Source organism: Chromobacterium sp. S0633, from assembly GCF_024158805.1.
Lineage (GTDB): Bacteria > Pseudomonadota > Gammaproteobacteria > Burkholderiales > Chromobacteriaceae > Chromobacterium.
Genome location: NZ_JAMZGH010000014.1, coordinates 39,892 through 63,984, shown reverse-complemented (window position 1 = coordinate 63,984; position 24,093 = coordinate 39,892). Strand labels below are relative to the sequence as shown.

The 24,093-nt window shown below is 64.4% G+C and carries 19 protein-coding genes and 1 tRNA gene; 13 read left to right on the top strand and 7 right to left on the bottom strand.

The window, feature by feature from the left end; genetic code table 11:
* Positions 1-150 precede the first annotated feature (150 nt).
* Positions 151-241: transfer RNA gene (locus NK214_RS10580), tRNA-Ser, on the bottom strand.
* Positions 242-303: 62 nt separating this feature from the next.
* Complete coding sequence (locus tag NK214_RS10575) at positions 304-1,437, bottom strand: GNAT family N-acetyltransferase (RefSeq protein ID WP_253314436.1); 1,134 nt, start codon at positions 1,435-1,437, stop codon at positions 304-306.
* A 74-nt stretch (positions 1,438-1,511) separates the two neighbouring features.
* Here NK214_RS10575 and NK214_RS10570 point away from each other — a divergent pair, with 74 nt between their 5' ends.
* The 5 genes from NK214_RS10570 (at position 1,512) to NK214_RS10550 (ending at position 7,033) form a co-directional block, all read left to right on the top strand.
* Positions 1,512-3,104 carry an NAD+ synthase gene (locus NK214_RS10570; protein WP_107800170.1) on the top strand — a complete coding sequence of 531 codons (1,593 nt, stop codon included), beginning with the start codon at positions 1,512-1,514 and terminating at the stop codon, positions 3,102-3,104.
* A 129-nt stretch (positions 3,105-3,233) separates the two neighbouring features.
* On the top strand, positions 3,234-4,340 hold the full coding sequence (locus tag NK214_RS10565; RefSeq protein WP_107800171.1) for a hypothetical protein: 1,107 nt from the start codon (positions 3,234-3,236) through the stop codon (positions 4,338-4,340).
* A 110-nt stretch (positions 4,341-4,450) separates the two neighbouring features.
* Positions 4,451-5,071: an outer membrane lipoprotein chaperone LolA gene (gene lolA, locus NK214_RS10560; protein ID WP_235089304.1), complete on the top strand. Its 621-nt coding sequence runs from the start codon at positions 4,451-4,453 to the stop codon at positions 5,069-5,071.
* A 291-nt stretch (positions 5,072-5,362) separates the two neighbouring features.
* A complete protein-coding gene (locus NK214_RS10555) occupies positions 5,363-6,022 on the top strand; it encodes a PadR family transcriptional regulator (protein ID WP_107800173.1) in 660 nt (219 codons plus the stop codon).
* 204 nt (positions 6,023-6,226) lie between these two features.
* The gene (locus NK214_RS10550) at positions 6,227-7,033 is read left to right on the top strand and encodes a siderophore-interacting protein (protein WP_253314435.1); all 807 of its coding nucleotides are present in this window, start codon (positions 6,227-6,229) and stop codon (positions 7,031-7,033) included.
* 48 nt (positions 7,034-7,081) lie between these two features.
* Here the strand turns inward: NK214_RS10550 and NK214_RS10545 are convergent, their stop codons facing one another.
* Entirely contained in the window at positions 7,082-7,426 is a 345-nt protein-coding gene (locus NK214_RS10545) for a fucose-binding lectin II (protein ID WP_107800175.1), read from the bottom strand.
* 477 nt (positions 7,427-7,903) lie between these two features.
* On the opposite strand from NK214_RS10545, the gene NK214_RS10540 reads away from it, so the two are divergent.
* Both NK214_RS10540 and NK214_RS10535 read left to right on the top strand, forming a co-directional pair.
* Positions 7,904-9,157, top strand: coding sequence for an amino acid permease (locus NK214_RS10540; protein WP_253314434.1), 1,254 nt, complete (start codon positions 7,904-7,906; stop codon positions 9,155-9,157).
* Positions 9,158-9,178: 21 nt separating this feature from the next.
* Positions 9,179-10,561 carry an FAD-binding oxidoreductase gene (locus NK214_RS10535; protein WP_253314433.1) on the top strand — a complete coding sequence of 461 codons (1,383 nt, stop codon included), beginning with the start codon at positions 9,179-9,181 and terminating at the stop codon, positions 10,559-10,561.
* 66 nt (positions 10,562-10,627) lie between these two features.
* On the opposite strand, the gene ushA is transcribed toward NK214_RS10535, so the two are convergent.
* The 3 genes from ushA to NK214_RS10520 form a co-directional block, all read right to left on the bottom strand.
* Positions 10,628-12,274 carry a bifunctional UDP-sugar hydrolase/5'-nucleotidase UshA gene (ushA, locus tag NK214_RS10530; protein WP_253314432.1) on the bottom strand — a complete coding sequence of 549 codons (1,647 nt, stop codon included), beginning with the start codon at positions 12,272-12,274 and terminating at the stop codon, positions 10,628-10,630.
* A gap of 122 nt (positions 12,275-12,396) precedes the next feature.
* Entirely contained in the window at positions 12,397-14,082 is a 1,686-nt protein-coding gene (locus NK214_RS10525) for a glutamine--tRNA ligase/YqeY domain fusion protein (RefSeq protein ID WP_227103963.1), read from the bottom strand.
* A 469-nt stretch (positions 14,083-14,551) separates the two neighbouring features.
* On the bottom strand, positions 14,552-15,406 hold the full coding sequence (locus tag NK214_RS10520) for a Kdo hydroxylase family protein (protein ID WP_253314431.1): 855 nt from the start codon (positions 15,404-15,406) through the stop codon (positions 14,552-14,554).
* Between the two features lie 538 nt (positions 15,407-15,944).
* On the opposite strand from NK214_RS10520, the gene NK214_RS10515 reads away from it, so the two are divergent.
* The 4 genes from NK214_RS10515 (at position 15,945) to NK214_RS10500 (ending at position 20,931) form a co-directional block, all read left to right on the top strand.
* Positions 15,945-18,224 (top strand): YgiQ family radical SAM protein, encoded by a 2,280-nt coding sequence (locus NK214_RS10515; RefSeq protein ID WP_253314430.1) that lies wholly within the window; start codon positions 15,945-15,947, stop codon positions 18,222-18,224.
* Positions 18,225-18,321: 97 nt separating this feature from the next.
* Complete coding sequence (locus tag NK214_RS10510; protein ID WP_253314429.1) at positions 18,322-19,797, top strand: YdiU family protein; 1,476 nt, start codon at positions 18,322-18,324, stop codon at positions 19,795-19,797.
* A gap of 520 nt (positions 19,798-20,317) precedes the next feature.
* The gene (locus tag NK214_RS10505) at positions 20,318-20,539 is read left to right on the top strand and encodes a hypothetical protein (RefSeq protein ID WP_082151202.1); all 222 of its coding nucleotides are present in this window, start codon (positions 20,318-20,320) and stop codon (positions 20,537-20,539) included.
* Between the two features lie 188 nt (positions 20,540-20,727).
* Complete coding sequence (locus NK214_RS10500) at positions 20,728-20,931, top strand: hypothetical protein (RefSeq protein WP_253314428.1); 204 nt, start codon at positions 20,728-20,730, stop codon at positions 20,929-20,931.
* Positions 20,932-21,065: 134 nt separating this feature from the next.
* Here the strand turns inward: NK214_RS10500 and NK214_RS10495 are convergent, their stop codons facing one another.
* Complete coding sequence (locus NK214_RS10495) at positions 21,066-21,575, bottom strand: GNAT family N-acetyltransferase (protein ID WP_253314427.1); 510 nt, start codon at positions 21,573-21,575, stop codon at positions 21,066-21,068.
* 183 nt (positions 21,576-21,758) lie between these two features.
* Here NK214_RS10495 and NK214_RS10490 point away from each other — a divergent pair, with 183 nt between their 5' ends.
* Both NK214_RS10490 and NK214_RS10485 read left to right on the top strand, forming a co-directional pair.
* Positions 21,759-22,538, top strand: a complete 780-nt coding sequence (locus NK214_RS10490) for an HAD family hydrolase (protein ID WP_253314426.1) — start codon at positions 21,759-21,761, stop codon at positions 22,536-22,538.
* 159 nt (positions 22,539-22,697) lie between these two features.
* Positions 22,698-24,044, top strand: coding sequence for an HD-GYP domain-containing protein (locus NK214_RS10485; protein ID WP_253314425.1), 1,347 nt, complete (start codon positions 22,698-22,700; stop codon positions 24,042-24,044).
* Positions 24,045-24,093: the final 49 nt, after the last annotated feature.

Genomic DNA, 24,093 nt, shown 5'->3' with positions numbered 1-24,093 from the left:
GGATTCGAACCCCCGTTAGGGTATTACCCTAAACACGCTTTCCAGGCGTGCGACTTAAACCACTCATCCACCTCTCCGGAGGTGTCTTGCTTGTTTGCGCCGGTCGGGCCGGAGCAATAAAAAAACCGCCAGGGCAGTTTTTGTCGATTCTGGCGGAGAGGGGGGGATTCGAACCCCCGTTAGGGTATTACCCTAAACACGCTTTCCAGGCGTGCGACTTAAACCACTCATCCACCTCTCCAGAATCCCCGTGAAACAAGGCGCTTGGCGTTTCGTTCACAGAGGCTGCGCAGTATATAAGCCCTATTCATCCGGCGCAAGTGTTTTGTAAGCGGAATGAGAAAAAAGGGCGTCGACATACTCGCCCACCCCTTCCCGCTCGCGCCGCAACCAGCCGGCAATCGCCGCGCGGAAACGCGGATCGGCAATGTAATGGGCGGACCAGGTGCGCTCCGGCTCAAAACCCCGCGCCAGCTTGTGCTCGCCCTGGGCGCCGCCCTCGAAGCATTGCAGGCCGGCGCGGATCGCGTACTCCAGGCCCTGGTAGTAGCACAGTTCGAAATGCAGGCAGGGAATATCGGCCACCGCGCCCCAGTATCGCCCGTACAGCACGCCGTCCTGCACCAGGCACAGGCTGGCCGCCAGCGGCGCGCCGTCGCGCTCGGCGACGAACATCAGGCAATGCGAACCCAGCCGCTCCGCCAGCAGCGCGAAGAAGGCCGGATTCAGATAGGGCGCGGAACGGCGTTCCAGATAGGTCTGCCGATAGCAACGGTAGAAAAACGCCCAGTCCTCGGCGGCGATGGCCTCCCCGCGCAATGCCCGCACGCTGACGCCGGCCTCGGCCACCTTGCGCCGCTCCTGGCGGATCTTCTTGCGCTTGTCGCGGCTCAGCGTGGCCAGGAAGGCGTCGAAGTCGGCATAGCCGCGGTTGCGCCAGTGAAACTGCACGCCTTCGCGCAGCAGCCAGCCGGCCTCGTCCAGGGCTTGCGCCTCCTCCCGCGCGGGAAACAGCACGTGGGCCGACGACAGGCCGTGCTCGTCCACCACCTGCTCCAGGCCGGCGATCAATTGCGGCCAGGCCGCCGCGTCGCCCAGCAGCCGCCGGCCGCCCACCGGGCTGAACGGCGAGGCCACCACCAGCTTGGGATAGTATTGCAGGCCCGCGCGGGCATAGGCTTCCGCCCAGGCCCAGTCGAACACGTATTCGCCGCGCGGATGCCGCTTCAAATAGGCCGGCGCCAGCGCCTGCAAGCGGCCGTCCCGCTCCAGACCCAGCGGCAAGGGCAGCCAGCCGCTGGCCTCGCCCACGCAAGCCGCCCGCTCCAGCGCCTCCAGCCACGGCCGGCCCACAAACAGATTGCCGCCTTCCCCCAGGCCCGCCCATTGTTCCGCGCTCCAGGCGCCCACTCTCTCGTGCAATTGCAAGGACACCATGATTCCTCTCGGGCGTTTGCGCCGTCTATCAGGTAAAATTCCATCTATCTCGAAACATTCGGTTCCCTATCAAGATGCGTATCGCGCTCGCCCAGTTCAACCCCGTTGTCGGCGATATCCCCGGCAACACCCGCAAAATCCTCGACCTCGCCCACGCGGCCATCGCCCAGGGCGCGGACGTGCTGGTCACGCCGGAGCTGGCCTTGACCGGCTACAGCCCGGAAGACCTGCTGCTGCGCGACAGTTTCTACCGCGCCTGCAGCCAGGCGCTGGACGAACTGCTGGAATTGGACGGCATCACCCTGGTGGTGGGCCATCCGGCCCGGATGGGCGCGGATCGCTTCAACGCCGCCACCGTGCTGCGCGACGGCAACCGTCTGGGCCAGTATCACAAGATGCTGCTGCCCAACGATGAAGTGTTCGACGAATGCCGCTACTTCACCCCGGGCGCCGCGCCGCTGGTGTTCCAGCAGGGCGAGGCCAAGGTGGGCGTGCTGATCTGCGAGGACGTCTGGTCCGTCGACCCGGCCGCCGAGGCCGCCGACGCCGGCGCCGACGTGGTGGTGGTGCTCAACGCCTCGCCCTTCCATCGCAACAAGATTGAAACCCGCCACGACGTGGTGCGCTTCCGCGCCGAGGAAACCGGCCTGCCCTTCGCCTACGTCAATCTGACCGGCGGCCAGGACGAACTGGTGTTCGACGGCGCCTCCTTCGCCGTCAACCGCGCCGGCGAGGTGGTGGCCCAGGCCGCCGCCTACGACGACGAACTGCTGATCGTCGATTTCGACGGCGGCGATCTGCTGCCCGGCGCCAAGGCGGCCCTGCCCGGCCCGCTGGAAAGCGTTTACCGCACCCTGGTGGCCGGCGTGCGCGACTACATCGGCAAAAACGGCTTCCCCGGCGCGCTGCTGGGCCTGTCCGGCGGCATAGACTCCGCGCTGACGCTGGCGGTGGCGGTGGACGCGCTGGGCGCGGACAAGGTGCACGCGGTGATGATGCCCTCGCGCTACACCGCGGACATCTCGGTGACCGATTCCCGCGACATGGTGCAGCGCCTGGGCGTGAAGTACGACGAGATCGAAATCTGGCCGATGTACGAAAGCTTCGTCCAGGCGCTGGCGCCCAGCTTCGCCGGCCTGGCCGAGGACACCACCGAGGAAAACCTGCAGGCCCGCATCCGCGGCACCCTGCTGATGGCGCTGTCCAACAAGAGCGGCAAGCTGGTGCTCACCACCGGCAACAAATCGGAAATGACCACCGGCTACTGCACCCTGTACGGCGACATGGCCGGCGGTTTCGCCGTGCTCAAGGACGTGGCCAAGACCCTGGTGTTCGAACTGTGCCGCTGGCGCAATCTGCAAGGCGAGATCATCCCGGAACGCATCATCACCCGGCCGCCGTCGGCGGAATTGCGCCCGGACCAGACCGACCAGGATAGCCTGCCGCCCTACGAGGTGCTGGACGCCATCATGGCGCGCTACGTGGAGGAAAACCTGTCCGCCGAGGCCATCATCGCCGAAGGCTACGCCGAGGCCGACGTGCGCCGCGTAGTGCGGCTGCTGAAGATCAATGAGTACAAACGCCGCCAGGCGCCGGTGGGCCCGCGCGTGACCCACCGCGGTTTCGGCAAGGACTGGCGCTACCCCATCACCAATAAATTCAGCTGATCCCCCTGCCGGGGCCGCCCCGCCCCGGCCCCGCGCATGACATAGGCGATGCCGGATGCGTTAAACTGTCCGGCTCGCGCCGGACCGACCCCACCCGCCCGGCGCAGAATCTCGCTCAAGGAAACAATAATGCGTCTAAAAAAACTGGGACTATGCGCCGCGCTGTGCGGCATCGCGCTGCTGACCGGCTGCGTCTCGCCGATCGCCAACAAAAGCGCCGACCAAGCCGCCCGCAAGATCATGCTGCAAAACTGGAACAGCAAGGGCTACAACCTGGACGCCGACATCGGCTTCGATGAACTGAGCGTCGCCGACGTCGACAAGGCCAAGGAAGACGGCAGCACGCTGGAACAGGCCGCCGCCTCCGCCGCCGATCAAATCGCCCGCAGCATGCGCCTCAACATCAAGGCCGCGCTGGACGTGCCGGGCGGCAAGCTGGAACTGATTCCGGCGCTGCGCCTGGAGCGCCGCAACCTGCTGACCAGCGTGCAACTGCCGCTGCAATTCCACGCCAAGGACCTGTCCTTGCTGGTGGACCCGTCCGCCGCCTATCTGTTCGTGCCGGAAATGCAAGCCTACGAAGGCAAGTTCCTGCGCGTGCGGCTGCCGCAGCGCGTGGCCGACAACTTCCCGCTGCAGGCCATGTACCAGGCAATGCCGAAACTGCTGGACGAAGCCTACGCCAAGGTGGACAAGCAGGCGTTCAGCTTCCAGCCGCTGGACTCGCGCGCCGCGGAACTGGGCGCGCGCTACCGGCTGCGCATCGCCATGAACCGCGCCCAGGAAAACCAGCTGGCTTCCCACATCATCGCCGGCCTGATCCAGGTCGCGCGTCAGGAAGCCGCGCGCAAGCCGCAGATCAAACCCGGCCCGCTGGGCAGCGAAAGCCTGCTGCAGATGATCGACAGCCTGATCAAGGCCTCCGAAGCCAATCCGCTGAACAGCAACACCGTCAGCGATCTTTACGTCAGCCGCGGCGGCGACCTGCTGGCCATCCGCCAGACCATACGCTTCAACAGCCCGGGCTTCCGCGGCCAGGCCCACGCCGACATCCGCTACAGCAACCAGGGCAAGCCGGTGTTCGCCTACCAGCCCGCCGAGGCCGACATCCTGGACCTGGAACGCCTGGACAAGCCGGAGTGGCTGAAATCGCTGGGCCTGGCGCTGCACGCGCTCAACCAGCCGCCGGCGGCCGACGAAGAGGCGACGGCCGCGGAAGAAACCGCCGCGCAATAATCGCTAACAAAACGGCGTCGCCGCCGACGCGCGCGCGGAAACCGCGCGCCGTCCCGGCGGTCCCATCTTGGTCACGCGGCCCAGGCCGCCCACCGCAAGGATTTCCCCGCATGAAGATGAAACTGATCTCAGCCGCAGTCGCCCTCTCCGCGCTGGCGCTGCCGGCCGCCTCCCACGCCGCCGCCATCGCCCAGCTCAAGGCCTTCGTCGCTGGCAACAAAACCCTGAGCGCCGACTTCAAGCAAGTGGTCAGCAACAAGAGCAAGCGCGAGGAAGCCAGCGGCCGGCTGGAAATCGCTCGTCCCGGCAAATTCCGCTGGGAGTACAGCAAGCCCTATGAACAATTGATCGTCGGCGACGGCAAGACGCTGTGGGTCTACGACAAGGATCTGGCGCAAGTCACCCGCAAGGCCCAGGGCGCGGCGCTGGGCTCCAGCCCGGCGGCCTTGCTGGCCGGCAACAACGCCATCGAGCGGAACTACCAGTTGCAGGAAGCCGGCAAAACCGGCGAAGTGGAGTGGCTGTCCGCCAGCCCCAAGCAGGCCGACAACAGCTTCAGCGCCATCCGCATGGGCTTCAAGGCCAATATGCTGGTGGAAATGGAGCTGACCGACAGCTTCGGCAACCACACCAAGGTCAGCTTCAGCGCGCCGCAGCAGAACCCGCCGCTGGCCGCCTCCCGCTTCGCCTTCGTGCCGCCCAAGGGCGTGGACGTGGTCAGCGGCGACTAAGCCGCCCCGCCGCCCTCCAGCCGCCTCCGGGCGGCTTTTCTTTTAGAACCTGTTCAAAGTCGCTGCGCTTCAGCGCTGCGGCCTTGAAAACGTCTTCGGAGCGCTCATGTGCTTCTTGCGCACTCCGCCTCCTCAGCCGCTTTCGCCTGGTCCCGCTCTTGCTCGCGAGACGTGGAGCGATGCGGGCATCGTGCCAAAAACGCCACAAATTCTCATCGCCCTTGTTGAGTCGGCTTGACTTTATCCTATCTAAAAACATATCTTAAGATATATTTTTTCAGGAGAGCCGCCATGCCTCACCGTCTCGACACCCTGCTGCGCCGCCTGGGCGGACGCAACGCGCATCATCGTCTCCACGCGATGGCCCGACACGGCCACGGCGGCGGCCATGGCCGACACGGAGGATTCGGCGGCTTTGGCGGCGGCGACGACGAAAGCATGACCCGCGGCCGCAAATTCAGCTCCGACGAATTGCAGCTGCTGTTGCTGGCCCTGCTGGAAGAACGCCCCAGCCACGGCTACGAACTGATCAAGGCGCTGCAAAGCCGCAGTAACGGCTTTTACAGCCCCAGCCCGGGCATGGTCTACCCGGCGCTGACCTATCTGGAAGAACTGGGCCATATCTCGGTGAGCGAGGAAGGCAAGCGCAAATGCTATGCGCTGACAGAGGCCGGCCGCGACTATCTGGAACAGAACCGCGAACAAGTGGAATGGATGATGGCGCGGCTGCAGCACATCGCGCGCAAGATGAACTCGATCCGCCGCGCGCTGACCGGGGAAATGCCGCCGCCGGACGACGCCGTCGGCAGCTGGATTCCGGAACTGACCCGGGCCCGCGGCGACTTGAAGCAAGCGCTGATGCGCACCGCCAACGTCGACGAGGACGAACAACGCCGCATCGCCGCCATCCTGAGGCAAGCCTGTGAGCAAATTCTGGGCGACACCGGCTAATAAGGTGCTGACGGCCAGTTACGCACCGGCGAGAGGGATTCAGCAAGGCCTTGAAACCCGCTTTGAAACGCTTATGCGCCGTACGCGCATTCCGCTTTCTCAGCCGCAAAGTCCCCCGCTCTTGCCCGCATGGCCGTAAACAGCGTCCAAGAAGCTGTTCACGCCCCCAAGCCGCCCAGCCATGATTTCAAGACAGGATTCTCTATGACCACACCCGATCTGACCGTGCAACGCCTGCGCCACCCGCTACGCTTCCGCCTGCTGCAAGTGCGCGCCATCCGCCCGCTCGGCCCCAAGCTGCTCCGCGTCACCCTGGGCGGCGAGGAACTGGCGGGCTTCGCCACCGCCTCCTTCGACGACCACCTCAAAGTGTTCTTCCCCGAGCATCCGGACGCCAAACCCGCGCTGCCGGCGCTGGTGGACGAAACCCTGATTTATCCGGAAGGCCAGCCGCGCCCCACCGCGCGCGACTACACCCCCTGCCGTTTCGACCCGGAGCGGCTGGAGCTGGACCTGGAGTTCGTGCTGCACGAGGCCGGCCCCGCCACCAGCTGGGCGGCTCAGGCCAAGCCCGGCCAATACCTGGGTATAGGCGGCCCGCGCGGCTCCTTGGTCATTCCGGCGGCTTTCGACTGGCACCTGCTGATCGGCGACGAGTCCGCCTTGCCGGCCATCCGCCGCCGCCTGGCCGAGCTGCCGCCCGCGGCCAAGGTCATCGCCCTGCTGCAAACCAGCGAGGCGGGTCAAAGCTGCGAACTGCCCGCCCATCCCAATGCAGACATCCGCTGGGTGCACCAAGGCGCCGACACCGAGCCCGCGCTGCTCTCCGCGCTCAAGCCGCTGACGCTGCCGGCGGGCGAAGGCTTTGTCTGGGCCGCCGGCGAATACCACGCCATCCGCGCGGTGCGTCAATACCTGCGCGAGGAACGCGGCATAGACAAGAGCCGCATCCGCGCCGCCAGCTACTGGCGGGAAGGCAAGGCCGCCAGCCACGAAACCCTGGAAGACTGACACGACAAAGCCCCCGAGATGGGGGCTTTGTTCATCCGCCGGACCCGCTTAACCCAGCGGCCAGTTCAATACCACGATGGAGTCGTTGTAGTCCTGGTCCGCGCCGTCTTCCGCGCCCACCAAGGCCAGGTTCAGACGATTGGCCAACACCACCTGGCTGGACACCAGGTCGGACTGCTTGCCGTTGACCGTCACCGCCACCCTCACCGCGCCGGAACCGGAGTTGATCACCCGCGTGCCCAGATTGCGGTCGTCCACGCCGCTGCCGCTAAACGTGGCGCGAGGCTCGTTGTCCACGTATACGGTGATGTTTTGCTGATAAGCCGCATTGGTCAACGCGGTCACGCCGAAGTTGATGCGCGGGGGAAGAGTGAATACGCCTTGCTGAGCCATCGTCGTTCTCCTGTAAGGGTTCAAACGCCAAACTTCTCAGAGCCTGTTTGAAGTCTCGCGGACTAGAGCGAGACAAGGCGTTGCGGCGGAAAAAGCGGCATGCACTCCTGGCACATGAGCGCTTCGAAACTGTTTTCAACGCCGTATCGCCGACGCGCAGCAGTCATTGAACAGGCTCCCAGGCCGGTTTCCGCGCGCCGACGCGCAGAAGAAGCCCTCCGTCTCAAGCTGCCACTACCTCCATTACCGTAGGCAAGCGCGCCCGCGTATTCACCGGACCCAAAGGTCAGGACAAATACAGACTATCCGAACCAGACCACGCTGAGCGGGCGCTCACAGCCCGGCATGCTATAGTTTGAAACCCTTTTGCAGCGCTTGCGCGGCCCGCTTCGGCTCCCTCTCCCACCCTCACAGATAGGACATTTGAGTTCAATAAAACAATAAATAATTAATATATTAAATTAAAAGGAAAAATGCATGTTAGATAGCACCCGCCCACTTCCCGTCAATCAAAACCCGTCCACGGATTCCGGCCTGGAAGTTCACCCCATCGGCTCCCTGGAAACCATAGGCATCATCGTCGGCACCAATATCGGCGCCGGCGTGCTGGGCATTGCTTTCGCCGCCCGCAAAACGGGTTACCTGCCCTTGCTGGCCTGCCTGATCCTCACGTGCGTCATCTGCATCATCACCATGCTCTACACCGCCGAGGCCTGTTTGCGCACCCGCGGCAATCACCAGCTCAGCGGCCTGGCGCAACGCTACCTGGGCAGCATCGGCGCTTGGCTGATTTTCATCGCCGTCGCCGCCAACAGCTATGGCGCGCTCACCGCTTATATGAGCGGCAGCGGCAACATCCTCGCCGATTTCTTCAATGAATACGGCCTAAGCCCGCAGCTGGGCAGCCTGTTGTTCTTCATTCCCTCCGCCTTGATTCTGTATCTGGGCCTGAAAGCCTTGGGCGCCGGCCAAAAACTGATCAGCGGCGCGATGATGACCATCGTCCTCGTCCTCATTTTCGCCACGATCTCCCATCCCTCGTCCAACGTCGCCTATCTGCTGCAAAGGGAATGGGAATACGTGATCCCGGTGTTCAATCTGGCGGTCTTCGTCTTTGGCGCGCAATTCCTGGTGCCGGAACTGGTGCGCGGCAATCAGCATCAAGCCCGTCAACTGCCGCGCCTGATCGTGGCCGGCATGCTGGCCACTTTACTGCTGGTGGCGGCCATTCCCGCTTCGGTGATCGCACTGGTCGGCAACGACAACGTCAGCCAGGTGGCCACGCTCAACTGGGGGCGCGCCCTGGGCAATTGGGCGTATTACACCGCCAATATCTTCGCGCTGCTGGCCATGATGACCTCTTACTGGGGGCTGGGCGGCTGCCTGCTCACCAATATCTTCGACCATTTCCGGCTGGGCCCGGAAGGCCACCCCGTCAAACGCTGCCTGGTGCTGGCGGCGGTCGCGCTGCCGCCGTTTCTGTTCGCCTATTCCGGCGCCTCCAGCTTTGTCGGCGCGCTGTACTTCGCCGGCACCTTCGGCAGCGTGCTGATGGGCATCATGCCCATCATCCTGCTGAATCGGGCGCGCCGCCACGGCGAAACCGTTCCCGCCTTCCGCTGCGGTTGGTATGCCCATCCGCTGATCCAGGCCTTGATCGCGGCGACCTTCGCCGGCAGCGGCCTGTACGCCATCGCCGCCGCCATGGGCTGGCTGCCGGCTAGTTGGTAACACCCCCAAGAAAGCCCGCATATGAAACGTTCTCTCTGGCTGCAAGAAGTCTCCGCCGACCTGACTGACGGCAATGCATTGGACCGCGACTTGCACGTGGACATCGCCATCATCGGCGGCGGCTTCGTCGGCCTGTGGACCGCGCTGCAGATACTGGAAAAACGCCCGGCCACGCAAATCGCCATTGTCGAGCAGGATGTCTGCGGCGGCGGCGCTTCCGGCCGCAACGGCGGCTTCGTCATGTCCTGGTGGCCCAAGATCCGTTCTCTGAGCGCCATCTGCGGCCCGGGCGAGGCGCTGCGCCTGGTTCAGGCCTCAGAACAGGCCATCGACGATATCGACGCCTTTTGCCGCCGACACGCCATCGATGCCCACTTCCGCCGCGCCGGCTGGCTGTGGACCGCCACCACCCCGGCGCAGCACGGCGCCTGGCTTGACGTGCAGCAATTGGCGGAGCGCCTGGGGCACCCCACTTTCGTGCCGCTGCCGGCGGAGGAAGTCGCCCGCCGCAGCGGCTCGCCGCAACACCTGCAAGGCGTGATCGAGACCGGCAACGCCACCGTGCAGCCGGCCCGGCTGGCGCGCGGCCTGCGCCGCGTCGCGCTGGAAAACGGCGTGCGCATCTTCGAACACAGTCCGGTGCGGCGGATAGAACGCGGACAGCCGGCCCGGCTGATCACGCCGGGCGGCACGCTGAGCGCGGACAAAGTCGTGATCGCGAGCAATGCCTGGGCCGTTTCCGTCCCGGAGTTGGCGCGCAGCGTCCTGCCCGTCACCAGCACCCTGCTGGCTACGCCGCCTATTCCCGAGCGGCTGACGGCGATAGGCTGGACCGGCGGCGAGGCCATCACCGATTCGCAACTGCTGGTCGATTATTACCGCACCACCCGCGACCACCGCATCGTCTTTGGCAAGGGCACCGGCCGCTTTGGCTTCAACAGCCGCATCGACGCGGGCTTCGACGATGATCCGGCGCTGAACGCCTTGACCGAGAGCGACTTCCGCCGCGTCTACCCGACGCTGGCCGACGTGGCCGTTGAGCACAGCTGGTCCGGCCCCATAGACCGCAGCTACGACAGCCTGCCGCTATTCGGCCGCCTGCCGGACGCGCCCCACCTCGTCTACGGCATAGGGTGGAGCGGCAACGGCGTAGGCCCCAGCCGCATCGGCGCGCAGATTCTCAGCAGCCTGGCGCTGGATCTGGACGATGCGTGGAGCCGCTGCCCGCTGGTGGGCCGCGCTGTGCGCCAATTCCCGCCGGAGCCTTTTCGTTATCTGGGCGGCAAGCTGGTCCGCGCCGCGGTGCTGCGCAAGGAGGCCGCTGAGGCCGAACGACGCCCCGCCGCCGGCCTGGACCGCCTGCTCAGCCGGCTGGCGCCGGCCGGCCTGGAGGACAAGGGCTAGACGCCCAAATAAAAACCGCAGCCTCCCTGGCTGCGGTTTTCATGACCGGCACCGCTCTGACCGCGCTCAGTTGCGCGTCACTGCGTCCCCGGGCGCGTAAGCGCCGGCGTCTATCGGCGAATGCGCGGCGATGTACTCGCGCAGCATTTCCGCATCGACAAAGCCGGTATTGACGAAGCCCGGGTGCTTGTTCATCAGCGGGTAACCGTCACCGCCGGCGGCGATGAAGCTGTTGATCGCCATCCGGTAGGTCTTGGCCGGATCGATGGGCTGGCCGCCGATCAGCGCCTGCCGCAGCTCGCCGCCGACGATGCTCAGCTTGACGCCGGCGAACTGGCCGAAGGCGCCGGCGCCGGGCGTCATCCGCGCGGCGGCCTTCAGATAATCCAGCGCTTCCCGGCCGTCCAGGTCCACATAAGCCAGGGTGCTGCCGAAGGGGAACACCTTCAGCACGTCGCGGTAGTTGATCGCGCCGGCCGGCAGCGAATCGCGGATGCCGCCGGAATTGGACACGGCGAAGTCCGCCTTGACCTTGTCCATCATCACCCGGCTGACGAAGACGCCCAGATTGGTGGGCTGGCTGCGCACCACGCCGCGGTCGCCGTCCAGCTTGGCGCTGGTCCGCCCCACCGGCACATCCAGCGCCGCCTGGCCCTTGTTCTGATAACTTTGCAGGAAGTTGCGCAGCTTGCCGTCTTCCTCGATCAGCTGGGTGTACGGCACTTTCTGATCCTTGCCGTCCGCGCCCTTGACGCTTTTCTTCAGATTGACCGGAATCAGCTGGTATTTGGAGAGCTTGAGCTTGCCGTTGCGGAACTCGAAATCGGCGCGGCCCACGTATTTGCCCCACTCGTGCGCCTGCACGATCCAGGCGCCGTTCTGGCGGTCCGGCGCGCAGGGCGCGCCCGGCACATAGGCGTCGTCGCGCTGGTTTTCCGCCTTCATGCACACCGGGTTCTGGCTGTGGCCGCCCACGATCAGGTCCAGCCCCTTCACCGCGCGGGCCATCTCCACGTCGCCCGGCGCGTTCACGCCGTGCTGGCCGTCGGTGTAATGGCCCATATGGGTGGCGGCGATGACGATGTCGGCCTGCTGGCGCAGCTCGGGCACCAGCTTGCCGGCCTCGGCGATGGGGCTGCGGAACTCGATGCCCTTGACCTGCTCCGGGTTCACCATCTTGGCGGTGTCGTCGGTGGTCAGGCCCAGCACCGCCACCCTCACCCCGCCCAGATTGAACATCGCGTACGGGTCGAACATGCGCTTGCCATCCTGGTAGATGTTGGCGGACAGCATGGGGAAGTTGATCCACTTGCGCTGTTTCATCAACACCGGCACCGGCTTGTCGAACTCGTGGTTGCCCACCGCCATCGCGTCGTAGCCTATGCGGCTCATGCCGCGGAAATCCGGCTCCGCGTCCTGCAGATCGGACTCCGGCACCCCGGTATTGATATCGCCGCCGGACAGCAGCAGCATATAGCCGCCATCGGCCTTGACCTCGGCGCGCACCTGGTCCACCAGGGTCTTCTGCGCGGCCAGGCCGTATTCGCCGTCGCTATTGGGCCAGAAACGGCCGTGGTGGTCGTTGGTGTGCAGGATGGTGATCTTGTAAGTCTTGTCTTCGACATAATTGCCCTTGCCGGGCGTGGCGGCGCAGGCGGAGAGCAGGCCGGCGGCCAACAGGGACAGGGCAAGCGGTTTCACGGATAGTTTCATCGTTGATCCTTGGTTTTTATTGGAATGCATGCACGCCGCAAAAATGGCGGACCCGCGGGCCCGCCATTGCTGAAAGTCATTCCCTCGCCGGACGCGCACAGCTTCCGGCCGGGCGTCCAAGCTTATTTGCTCCAGCTGTCCTTCAGGCCCACACTGCGGTTGAACACCGCCTTGACCCCCGGCTGATGCTCGTAACGGTCGGTGACGAAGTAACCCAGGCGTTCAAACTGGAAGCGGGATTCCGGCTCGGCCTGCAGCACCGAGGCCTCGACATAGGTCGGCACCAGCTTCAGCGATTCCGGGTTCAGGAACTGGCGGAAGTCCAGATATTCGCCGTCCTCGCCGCGCACCGCGTCCGGACGCGGCTCGGTGAACAGGCGCTCGTACCAGCGCACATCGGCCTCAATCGCGTGTTCGGCGGACACCCAGTGGATCACGCCCTTGACCTTGCGGCCTTCCGGGTTCTTGCCCAGCGTGTCGTGGTCGATGCTGCACTTGAGTTCCACCACCTTGCCGGCCGCGTCCTTGACCACTTCCTCGCACTTGATCACGTAGGAGTAGCGCAGGCGCACTTCGCCGCCAACGGTCAGGCGCTGCCACTTGGGCGGCGGCACTTCGGCGAAGTCGTCCTGCTCAATCCAAATCTCGCGGGCGATCGGCACTTCGCGCTCGCCGAACTCCGGATGATGCGGATGGAAGGGCGCGCTGCGGCTGGCGGTGACGGCGGCGTCGTAATTGCTCAGCGTCACTTTTAGCGGATTCACCACCGCCATCACGCGCGGCGAATCGTTTTCCAACGTCTCGCGCACCGCGCCTTCCAGAATGGTCATGTCGATGATGTTTTCGCTCTTGGACACGCCGATGCGTTGAGCGAACAGCTTGATGCCGGCCGGGCTGTAGCCGCGGCGGCGCATGCCGGCCACGGTGGGCATGCGCGGATCGTCCCAGCCGCTCACCGCGCCCTCGTTGACCAGCGCCAGCAGCTTGCGCTTGGAGGTCAGCGTATACAGCAGTTCCAGGCGCGACGATTCATACTGACGCGGATGGCAGCCGATGCTGATATTGTCCAGCACCCAGTCGTACAAGGGACGATGGTCTTCGAACTCCAGCGTGCACAAGGAGTGGGTGATGCCCTCGATGGCGTCCGAAATGCAATGGGTGTAGTCGTACATCGGGTAGATGCACCACTTGTCGCCGGTGCGGTGATGATGCGCGCGGCGGATGCGGTAGATGGCCGGATCGCGCAGATTGATGTTGCCGGAAGACATGTCTATCTTCAGGCGCAGCGTCTTGCTGCCGTCCGGAAACTCGCCGTTTTTCATGCGGGAGAACAGGTCCAGGTTCTCCTCCACGCTGCGCTCGCGGTAGGGGCTGTTCTTGCCCGGCTCGGTCAGGCTGCCGCGGTACTGGCGCATTTCCTCGGCGGACAGATCGTCCACATAGGCCTTGCCAGCCTGGATCAGCTCCACAGCATAACCGTACAGGCGGTCGAAGTAGTCGGAAGCGAAGCGCACGTCGCCGTCCCACTTGAAACCCATCCAGCTGATGTCGTCGATGAAGGACTGCACGTACTCCGGCGACTCTTTCTCCGGATTGGTGTCGTCCATGCGCAGATTGCACTTGCCCTGGTAGTCCTCGGCCAGGCCGAAGTTCAGGCAAATGGCCTTGGCGTGGCCGATATGGGCGAAGCCGTTGGGTTCCGGCGGAAAGCGGGTGACGATGCTGCTGTGCTTGCCGGAGGCCAGGTCCTCGTCAATGATGTTGCGGATGAAGTTGCTGACAACCGGCGCGTTGTTTTCCGTGCTCATTGTTTTGTGCGGTGCGAGTTTATGACTAATCGAAGATTGTAACCGATTTTTGCCCAATACTTGAGGCCCCTCGCACCAACCTTCCCGCATACTGGCAAAGCATCAATTTTGCCTGTCAGCAAACATTAAGTAATCGTAGTCGTCCAGACACAAACCGGAGGCATCTCCCAATACCGATCCACCCAAACCGCAGCCTGGGTTTGGACAGATCGCGGAACCACCATCATCCTGCCATCTCAACACTGCGGAGGGAGGAAATCGGGAGTAACAGGCAGTACAAATACACTCCCTGCTAGCCAACACTTCGTCCCGGTTGCCCCAGACATGATCATCCGCAGCCTCTCCCAAACAGCGCAGTCGCTCCTCGCTAAATCCTTTCGGATTCATTGACCGCTTTGCAGGCACCTCGCGAGCAGCCTCTCCCCGCCCACTCAATCGTTTTTTCAACCAAAAAAACATAGATATCTCGTTAAACCAAAGACTTGCCAGCAATATTTTCCAACAACCTTAGTGGGGAACGCTTCGGATCATGCATCTCCGCCACCGGCAACCAGAAAGTCTGCTCCAGCATGAACTGGCCTGACATCACCGCGTGCGACGCGTGATCCGAGAAACAGACCCAGGCGCAACCGGGCGGGAACGGCATGGTTTCCTGCGGACATTGGCGCTGATAATCCAGGTCCGCCTTCATCGCGTCGTGCAGATGCAGCATGATGTGATCGTAAGCGCTGCGCTTGCGCTTGGTGATCCTCAAGCCCGCCAGCAAGGCCGCCGAACCCGGCCACTGCCGCGGCACCCGCGGCAACATGCGCCGCGCCATATCGGTGAACGGTTCGCCCACCCGCCACACCCGGGGCTCGCCATCGGGGTTGATATTGCAGAACACCCGCAGAATGCGTTCGCCGTAATTGGGACGGGACGGAAACGCGTCAACATGCAGCCGGCTGTCGTCCTTGCGCCAGGACGTCCGACGGTCCTCCACCCGCATCAGCCGCAGGCTGGTGGGCGCCGCGCGCAGCTTGCCCTGGTATTCCGGCAACAAGCGCGCGGCCAGATCCGCGGCGGCCCGCTGGTAACGCGCGATCAAGCCGCGCACCTCCGCCTCCCGTTCCGCGCCGCCCACCACGCCGTGCAAGGCGCCGTTGTCCGGCTCCAGGCTGATGTTCTTGCGTTTGGGATCGGCGACGGCCGGGTCCAGCAAGCGGCCCTCCTCGGCCAGCAGCTTGAAATCGAAGCTGGGCAGATACAAGACCTTGCCCTGCTCCAACTCATCCACATAGCGGCCTTGCGCCGCGCCGTCCACCCATACGATCTGGCTCGTCATCTGAGCTCCTAGCTGAAACAATGATTTCCACGCGGCAAGGAGCGGCTGACAAAGCCGACTGGCCCGAGGCCAGACCCGCTTTACAAGTCGCTCACCCTCGGCCGCGTCTATAGAACCTGTCCATCAAAGTCCCGCGAGCACGCGCGAGACATAACTTGGCGAAAATCGCTGAGAACCCGGCATGCGCTCGTGACACGGGAGCATGTCGCATGCGGCGCACACCGTGCCGCGTCTCACGGAAGCGCAGCAGACTTTGAACAGGCCCTAAGCGGCCGCCCCGCCCCGCCAAGCCGTTTACCGGCCCTGCAAGCGGGCCGCTAGGATACGCCTGCGGCCGGGGAATGTCATGCGGGAACCCCGGCTTCCCGTTCCTGCGGCCAGGGCGCGCAGCGCCTTGATTTTGATGGGCAAAACCGCCCTTGCGGCAAAACCCTACTGCAACCAAGGCAATTTCCAATAAAAAACAAGCGCTTAATCCACAAGCAAGCGGCAACTATGGCATAATAGCGGGTTGTCTGAACTTCAGCCTTTTGCCAGCATGACGACCGCACACGCCGCCAAACCGATCACCTCCTACCGCAAGTACTGGGCCAGCCGCTTCGGCGCCGCCCCGTTCCTGCCGATGACCCGCGCCGAAATGGAGCAGCTGGGTTGGGACTCCTGTGACATCATCCTGATCACCGGCGACGGTTATATCGACCACCCCAGCTTCGGCATGGCGCTGGTGGGCCGGCTGCTGGAAGACCAGGGCTTCCGCGTGGGCATCATCGCCCAGCCGGATTGGCACTCGGCGGACGCCTTCCGCGAGCTGGGCAAGCCCAATCTGTTCTTCGGCGTCACCGCCGGCAATATGGACTCCATGATCAACCGCTACACCGCGGACCGCCGCCCGCGCTCGGACGACGCCTACACCCCGCACGCCGCGGCCAACAAGCGCCCGGACCGCGCCGTCACCGTCTACGCCCAGCGCTGCCGCGAAGCCTATCCCGGCGTGGGCGTGATGGTGGGCAGCATCGAGGCCAGCCTGCGCCGCATCGCCCACTACGACTACTGGAGCGAGAAAGTGCGCCCGTCGGTGCTGATCAACTCCAAGGCCGATCTGCTGCTGTACGGCAACGCCGAACGCGCGCTGGTGGAAGTGGCGCACCGCGCCGCCAGGGGCGAGAAGCTCAGCGAGATCCGCGACGTGCGCGGCACCGCCTTCATCGTGCAGCACGGCTGGCGCCCGGATGAAGAATGGCAGGAAATGGACTCCAGCGTGGTGGACCTGCCGGGCAAGGTGGACGTCCACCTCAACCCCTACCAGGAAATCCCGGAACAGGCGGCCGAAGCCACCAAGGACCAGGACCCGTCCAAGCCGCAGGTGATCCGCATCGAATCCCGCGAAGAGCGCCTGGCCAAGCGCCGCGCCGAACGCGCCAAGACCGTGATCCGCATCCCGGCCTACGAGGCCGTGGCCCACGACCCGGTGCTGTACGCCCACGCCAGCCGCACCCTGCACCTGGAATCCAACCCCGGCAACGCCCGCGCGCTGGTGCAGATGCACGGCGAGCGCGACGTGTGGCTGACCCCGCCGCCCATTCCGCTCTCCACCGAGGAAATGGACCACGTCTACGGCCTGCCCTACGCCCGCAACCCGCACCCCAGCTACGGCGACGCCAATATCCCGGCCTGGGAAATGATCAAGTACTCGGTCAACATCATGCGCGGCTGTTTCGGCGGCTGTACCTTCTGCTCCATCACCGAGCACGAAGGCCGCATCATCCAGAGCCGTTCCGAGGAGTCCATCCTCAAGGAAATCGAGGAAATCCGCGACAAGACCCCGGGCTTCACCGGCCATATCTCGGACCTGGGCGGCCCGACCGCGAATATGTACCGCCTCTCCTGCAAGGACCCGAAGATCGAGCGCTCCTGTAGGAAGCTGTCCTGCGTGTTCCCGGACATCTGCGAAAACCTGAACACCGACCACAGCCACCTGATCCAGCTTTACCGCAAGGCGCGCGCGCTGCCGGGCGTGAAGAAGATCAACATCCAGTCCGGCCTGCGCTACGACCTGGCCGTGCGTTCGCCCGAGTACATCAAGGAATTGGTGCAGCACCATGTGGGCGGCTATCTGAAGATCGCCCCGGAACACACCGAGGACGGTCCGCTCTCCATGATGATGAAGCCGGGCATGGGCGCGTACGACAAGTTCAAGGAACTGTTCGAACGCTTCAGCCGTCAGGCCGGCAAGGAACAGTATCTGATTCCCTACTTCATCGCCGCCCACCCCGGCACCAGCGACGAAGACATGATGAACCTGGCGCTGTGGCTGAAGAAGAACAACTTCCGCCTGGACCAGGTGCAAACCTTCACCCCCACGCCGATGGCGATGGCCACCACCATGTGGCACACCCGCCGCAATCCGCTCAAGCGCCTGTCGCGCAGCTCGGAAAAAGTGGACGTGGTGCGCGACGGCTACCGCCGCAAACTGCACAAGGCCTTCCTGCGCTACCACCACCCGGACAACTGGCAGATCCTCCACGACGCGCTGATTCAGATGGGCCGAAGCGACCTGATCGGCCACAGCAAGCACTGCCTGATTCCGCCGACGCCGCCGGGCGACAAGGCCGCCGCCGTGCGCCACCGCATGGGTGCGCCGCTGTCGCGCAACAAGGCCCCAGGCCAGCGCGCCGCCGCCCCCGCCGGTCACGGACAGCGCGGCAAGCCCGCGCAGGCCAAAGCCATGTCCAAGCCCGGCGCCGGCCAAGCGCCGGCCGGACGCGGCAAGCCCGTGAAACCCGGCAGCAAACCGGCCGGCAAGGGCCGCAGTCGTTAAATCCAGCCGCCCACGGGCGGCTTTTTGCCGGCCGGCGGCCGGGCACTTTGCCCCGCTGCCGGCGTCTCAATCCCATACTCCGCCCAGCGAGCCCGCCATGATCCACATCGACTTCGACCACAGCTACGCCCGCGACCTGCCCGACGCCTACGCGCCGGTGCAGCCAGAACGCCCGCCCGCGCCGGCCCTGCTGTACTGGAACACCGAACTGGCGCAAGAGCTGGGCCTGGACAGCGCCCAGGCCGACACCGCCGAGCTGGCCGCCGCCTTCTCCGGCGCCGCCTTGCCGGCCGGCGCCAAGCCGGTGGCCCAAGCCTATGCCGGCCACCAGTTCGGCGGCCTGTCGCCGTCGCTGGGCGACGGCCGCGCGTTGCTGCTGGGCGAAATCATCGACTGCAACGGCCAACGCCGCGACATCGCCTTCAAGGGCAGCGGCCGCACTCCGTTCTCGCGCCGCGGCGACGGCAAGGCCGCAGTGGGGCCGATGCTGCGCGAACTGATCATCGGCGAAGCCATGCACGCGCTCGTCATCCCCAGCACCCGCGCGCTGGCCGTGACCGCCACCGGCGAAACCGTCTACCGCGAACAAGCGCTGCCCGGCGCGGTGCTGACCCGCGTCGCCGCCAGCCATCTGCGCGTCGGCACCTTCCAGTACTTCGCCCTCCGCGGCGAACGCGACATGCTGCGCCGGCTGGCCGACTACACCCTGGCGCGCCACTACCCCGAACTGGCCGATGCCGAGCAGCCCTATCTGGCGCTGCTGCAAGCGGTGGCGGAACGCCAGGCGGAACTGATCGCCCGCTGGATGCACGCCGGCTTCATCCACGGCGTGATGAACACCGACAATATGGCGCTCAGCGGCGAAACCATAGACTACGGCCCCTGCGCCTTCATGGACGTCCATCATCCGTCCACCGTATTCAGCTCCATCGACAGCGGCGGCCGCTACGCCTACGGCAACCAGCCGGCCATCGCCCAATGGAACCTGGCCCGGCTGGCGGAAACCCTGCTGCCGCTGCTGGACCCGGACGAGCCCAAGAACGCGGTGCCGGCGGCCACCACCGTCATCGAAGACTTCGCCGAGCGCTACCAGGCCCACTGGCTGCGACAGGCGCGCCGCAAGCTGGGCCTGAGCCAGGCGCAGGACATCGACCAGGAGCTGGCCGAAGACTGGCTGGCGCTGCTGGCGCGCCAGGACGCCGACCACACCCTGGCCTGGCGCCGGCTGGCCGACGCCGCCGAAGGCCAAGACCAGGCACTGACTCAGCTCTTCAACAACCCTGCCGCCGCCGCGCCCTGGCTGGCGCGCTGGCGCCAGCGGCTGGACGCCGAACCGCAAGCCGCCGCCGAACGCGCCGCCGCGCTGCGCCAGGCCAACCCGCTCTACATCCCGCGCAACCACTTGGTGGAAGAAGCGCTGGCCGCCGCCAGCGACCACGGCAACATGGGCCCGACGCTGGCGCTGCTGGACGTGTTGCGTCAACCGTTCACCGAACGCGCCGGCCTGGAGCGCTACACGCTGCCGGCCGCGCCGGAAGTGGCGCAGGGGTATCGGACCTTCTGTGGCACCTGAGCAACTCCCTAGAACCTATTCCCGATCTTTGCGGCCCGAGGGTATTGCTCAAGGCAAGACATCGAATCCGCTACGCGGATGATGGTTTTCATTGCCAGGGCTGCCCGGCAAGCAGGAAGAGGGTATTTGCTTGGCCAAATATCCTCTTCACTTAAAGGCCACCCTGCAAGCCTGGCCTACGGCTACCCGCCGGGACCCGTCAGGTCCGAAGCGAGGCTGGACGCGCGATTTGCTAACGTCAAATCGCTCAAACAAAACAGCCGCTTAAAACCTCGGACCTGCCACCCGTCAGCAGGCATGAAGGGAGTTGGGCCACATCGAAAGCATGCCTTCCTTTGCGTTTAGCCTAGTTCATCAACCATGCAGCTGATCACCCACCTCTAAAAAACGTGAGCGGGATGAACTTTCCGACCATCAAAATATGACAAAAAGCTTACCAAAGAGGTACCCTACCTCTAAGTGCACCACACTTTAAAACCAGCCTACTTAAACTTAGCCTCGTAAAAAATGGAGATGGTTTATGGCTCATCAAGTACTTTTAAACCTGAGTGAAAAAATTATCCTTCACAAAGACGTTGAGATCGAAGTTAAGGTTGATAGCACAAGACTTGGCAAGCTATTGATCAGCAAAGGCAACATCGAATGGCTTCCCTCAGGTAACTCGGTTAACAAACATCGTCTCTCGTGGACAAAATTTGCTCAACTAATGGAAACTCAGGGCAAGCCAACCAAGGTGAAATAGCTGCACCTGATGGAGGCGATAAAATATTGCCTCCCATCGCTTTACCCATTCCTATTCATTCTGCTAGATTCCCTCTTGGTGCTGAACACACCTGTCAGGCGAAACCCGCGCTCGTCAGTCGCGGCTTCTCAGCCCTATTCCGAACGCACCGCTAAAGTGACCTCGGAACGCCATGTCAGGAGTTCATCATGGATAAACATCCCCTCCCCGCAGCCCCCCTCTCCAAACTAGAAACCGCGGACGCGCTGGCCAACGGCCTGGAAGCGTTGGATTTACTGCGCCCGCTGCTGGTCAGCATGCACCAGCAGATCGCGCTGCCGCGCCCGGATCTAGTACAACTTAAAGGCCTGTGTCACGCCGCCGGCTGGATTGCCAATGAGTACCACAGCTAGCTGGAGGCGATGTGGCAGGAGGAGACCCGTGACAGAACCCTAAGGTTCTGAATCCGGCTCCTAAACGGAAAAGGCGCAAGGCATTCCGCCTTGCGCCCTTCAGTTGGCCACTCTTGAAGACTACGCAGCGGCCTTCAAGCCAAGCGCTTCTCCATCACGTCGTCGTCCATCACAAAGCCGTTGCCGATGTCGAACACCGCCTGCTCCCGCAAGGTGAAACCACGCTGCTTGTACACCGCGATGGCGCCGGCGTTGTGCTTATTCACCGTCAAGACCAGGGTATGGCAGCCGCGCTGCCGCGCCGCCCGTTCCACCGCGTCCAGCATATAAGCGCCCAGGCCGCGGCCGCGCGTCTCCGCCAATAGATACAACTGCTCCAGCTTCATCTCCCCCGGCGTCGCCGTCAGCGCGTAACTGCAATAACCCACCAGCCTGCCGTCCAGCCTCAACAGGCCAAACCAGCGGTCCGGCGCGTCCAGATAGGCGGACAGCTTTTCCGGCACATAACGGCCGGCCAGCATGTATTCGATCTGCTCGCGGCTAATCATGCTGATGAAATGCTGATGCCAGATCTCGCCGGCCAGTTCGGCCAGGGCGGAAAAATCGGCGGCGGTCAACGGGTCCAAACAAACGTTTTGGCTCATGCGCGGCACTCTCCAGGTTGAACAGTCATAAAAGGAAAATGTGGGCGATACCGCTCGCCGACAAGTCCGGAGGCATTCGATTCAGCGCGGCGGCTTCACCCGAGTTGCCAAGACAGTTAGAATACAAACATCATAAAACGACGCTAAAAACCCGCCGTCGCCACCTTCCCGCAGCGAGACCCCATGCACTTCATCTTTGATATCGACGGCACCATTTGCTTCAACGGCAGGACCATCAGCCCGGCCATCCAGGACGCGCTGGACAGCCTGCGCCGGCACGGCCACCAGTTGGGCTTCGCTTCCGCCCGCCCCTACCGCGACATCCTGCCCTTGCTGGATGCCCGCTTCCACGATGTGCTGATCATCGGCGCCAACGGCGCGATGAGCCATCGGCAAGGCCAGTTGCACCGGCTGAACCCCATCCCGGACCCGGTGTTCGCCGACGTCACCCAACTGGCGCAACGCTTCGCCGCGTCCTATCTGGTGGACCTGAGCTGGAACTACCACTACAACGGCGACGCCAGCCACCCCTTCCTCAACAAGGTGGACCCCGGCAAACTGGCCAGCCATGTCGGCGCCGAAGACATCCGCCAGCCGGCCAAGCTGCTGATCACCGCCTGCGCCGACGTCCCCGGCCTGCGCCGGGAACTGGACGCCCACGCCGGCGTGGAGCTGCACCACCATTCCGACGAACAGATCTTCGACATCACCGCCGCCGGCGTCAGCAAGATGGCCGCGCTGCGCCAATGCGGCATCGCCGCCGAGGAGCTGATCTGCTTCGGCAACGACAGCAACGACGTCAGCATGTTCCTGGACGCCGGCCACTCGGTGCAGGTGGGCGCCCATCCGCGGCTGGCGGAACTGGCCAGCGAGCGCTTGCCGCTGGACCAGGACATTGAAGCGCGGCTGGTGGACGCCATCGCGCGGCTGAGCCGCGAGCACGCGCCGGCGTGGCGGGATTGAAAAAACGCGCTCCGCCGAGGATAAAGAAGGTAAGAGCCGCTCACAAAAACCCTGATGCCGCGTTGTACCGACTTGCCTCAGGTGCTCTGCGAAATTTTGTGAGCGGCTCCAAATAGGTTCCCGCAGTCTCCCTGCCCGCCTCAACCCCGTGGAGCGCCCATGGCCGCCACCTTGAAGCTGTCCGAACTGATCAGCTCGCTCAGCTACGCGCTGGACATCACCGAAGGCCAGCCCGAGGGCCACTGCATCCGCAGCTGCTGGATAGGCATGCATATCGGCCAATACATCGATCTGCCGCCGCAGCGGCTATGGGATTTGTACTACGCCATCCTGCTCAAGGACCTGGGCTGCAGCAGCAATGCGGCGCGCATTTGCGAGCTGTACCAAACCGACGATCGCAGCTTCAAACAGGACTTCAAGCAAGTGGGTGCCGGCCTGCCGCAGCTACTGGGCTTTGTGTTCAAGAACACCGGCACCCACAGCGAGGGCTGGGCGCGGCGCGCGGCCTCCGTTCTCAAAGTGCTGCGCCACGGCAGGACGATGGCGGACGAACTGATCAACACCCGCTGCCACCGCGGCGCCGACATCGCCCGCCAGCTGCGTTTCAATGAAAACGTGGCGCGCGGCATTCAATCGCTGGACGAACACTGGGACGGCTCCGGCCGGCCGCTGGGGCTGCGCGGCGACGCCATTCCGCTGAATTCGCGCATCGCGCTGCTGGCCCAGGTGATAGACGTGTTCCACATCACCCACGGCCGCCAGGCGGCTCTGGAGCAGGCGCTGCGCCGCGCCGGCGGCTGGTTCGATCCGGAACTGGTGGCCGCCTTCCGCCGCGTAGGCGCCCGGCCGGACTTCTGGCGGCAGCTGGAGGCCGACGACATCGACCAGGCGGTGCTGAGGCTGGAGCCGGCCCAATACGCGGTGCCGCTGGACGAGGACTATCTGGACGAGATCGCCGAGGGTTTCGGCCAGGTGGTGGATTCCAAAAGCCCGTTCACCGCCGGCCACAGCCAAAGAGTGGGCCATTACGCCGACCAGATCGCCGCGGAACTGGAACTGGGCCAGGAACGGCGACGCTGGCTGAAACGCGGCGCGCTCCTGCACGACGTGGGCAAGCTGGGCGTCAGCAACACCATACTGGACAAGCCCGGCAAGCTGGAGGCGGACGAATGGGAGGCGGTCAAACGCCACGCCGCTTACACCGAAGCCATCCTGGGCCGCATCGAACACTTCGCCGAACTGGCCTGGGTGGCCGGCGCCCACCATGAGCGCCCGGACGGCGGCGGCTACCCGCGCGGCCTGTCCGGCGACGCCATCGCGCTGGAAACCCGCATCATCACCGCCGCGGACATCTTCGACGCCATCAACGCGGAACGCCCCTACCACCCGGCCACCCCCGCGCCGCAAACGCTGGACATCATGCGCCGGCACCTGGGCAGCGCCATCGACCCCGCCTGCTTCGCCGCGCTGGAACAAGTGCTGCGCCAGGAGGGCGCGCTGTCTTGAGCGCATAAAAAACCGCCGGCGCAAGACCGGCGGTTTTAGTTGCGGATGA

Coding starts and splice junctions, on each gene's coding strand:
- NK214_RS10575 (WP_253314436.1), bottom strand. CDS start 1,437: ATGGTGTCCTTGCAATTGCACGAGAGAGTGGGCGCCTGGAGCGCGGAA.
- NK214_RS10570 (WP_107800170.1), top strand. CDS start 1,512: ATGCGTATCGCGCTCGCCCAGTTCAACCCCGTTGTCGGCGATATCCCC.
- NK214_RS10565 (WP_107800171.1), top strand. CDS start 3,234: ATGCGTCTAAAAAAACTGGGACTATGCGCCGCGCTGTGCGGCATCGCG.
- lolA (WP_235089304.1), top strand. CDS start 4,451: ATGAAGATGAAACTGATCTCAGCCGCAGTCGCCCTCTCCGCGCTGGCG.
- NK214_RS10555 (WP_107800173.1), top strand. CDS start 5,363: ATGCCTCACCGTCTCGACACCCTGCTGCGCCGCCTGGGCGGACGCAAC.
- NK214_RS10550 (WP_253314435.1), top strand. CDS start 6,227: ATGACCACACCCGATCTGACCGTGCAACGCCTGCGCCACCCGCTACGC.
- NK214_RS10545 (WP_107800175.1), bottom strand. CDS start 7,426: ATGGCTCAGCAAGGCGTATTCACTCTTCCCCCGCGCATCAACTTCGGC.
- NK214_RS10540 (WP_253314434.1), top strand. CDS start 7,904: ATGTTAGATAGCACCCGCCCACTTCCCGTCAATCAAAACCCGTCCACG.
- NK214_RS10535 (WP_253314433.1), top strand. CDS start 9,179: ATGAAACGTTCTCTCTGGCTGCAAGAAGTCTCCGCCGACCTGACTGAC.
- ushA (WP_253314432.1), bottom strand. CDS start 12,274: ATGAAACTATCCGTGAAACCGCTTGCCCTGTCCCTGTTGGCCGCCGGC.
- NK214_RS10525 (WP_227103963.1), bottom strand. CDS start 14,082: ATGAGCACGGAAAACAACGCGCCGGTTGTCAGCAACTTCATCCGCAAC.
- NK214_RS10520 (WP_253314431.1), bottom strand. CDS start 15,406: ATGACGAGCCAGATCGTATGGGTGGACGGCGCGGCGCAAGGCCGCTAT.
- NK214_RS10515 (WP_253314430.1), top strand. CDS start 15,945: ATGACGACCGCACACGCCGCCAAACCGATCACCTCCTACCGCAAGTAC.
- NK214_RS10510 (WP_253314429.1), top strand. CDS start 18,322: ATGATCCACATCGACTTCGACCACAGCTACGCCCGCGACCTGCCCGAC.
- NK214_RS10505 (WP_082151202.1), top strand. CDS start 20,318: ATGGCTCATCAAGTACTTTTAAACCTGAGTGAAAAAATTATCCTTCAC.
- NK214_RS10500 (WP_253314428.1), top strand. CDS start 20,728: ATGGATAAACATCCCCTCCCCGCAGCCCCCCTCTCCAAACTAGAAACC.
- NK214_RS10495 (WP_253314427.1), bottom strand. CDS start 21,575: ATGAGCCAAAACGTTTGTTTGGACCCGTTGACCGCCGCCGATTTTTCC.
- NK214_RS10490 (WP_253314426.1), top strand. CDS start 21,759: ATGCACTTCATCTTTGATATCGACGGCACCATTTGCTTCAACGGCAGG.
- NK214_RS10485 (WP_253314425.1), top strand. CDS start 22,698: ATGGCCGCCACCTTGAAGCTGTCCGAACTGATCAGCTCGCTCAGCTAC.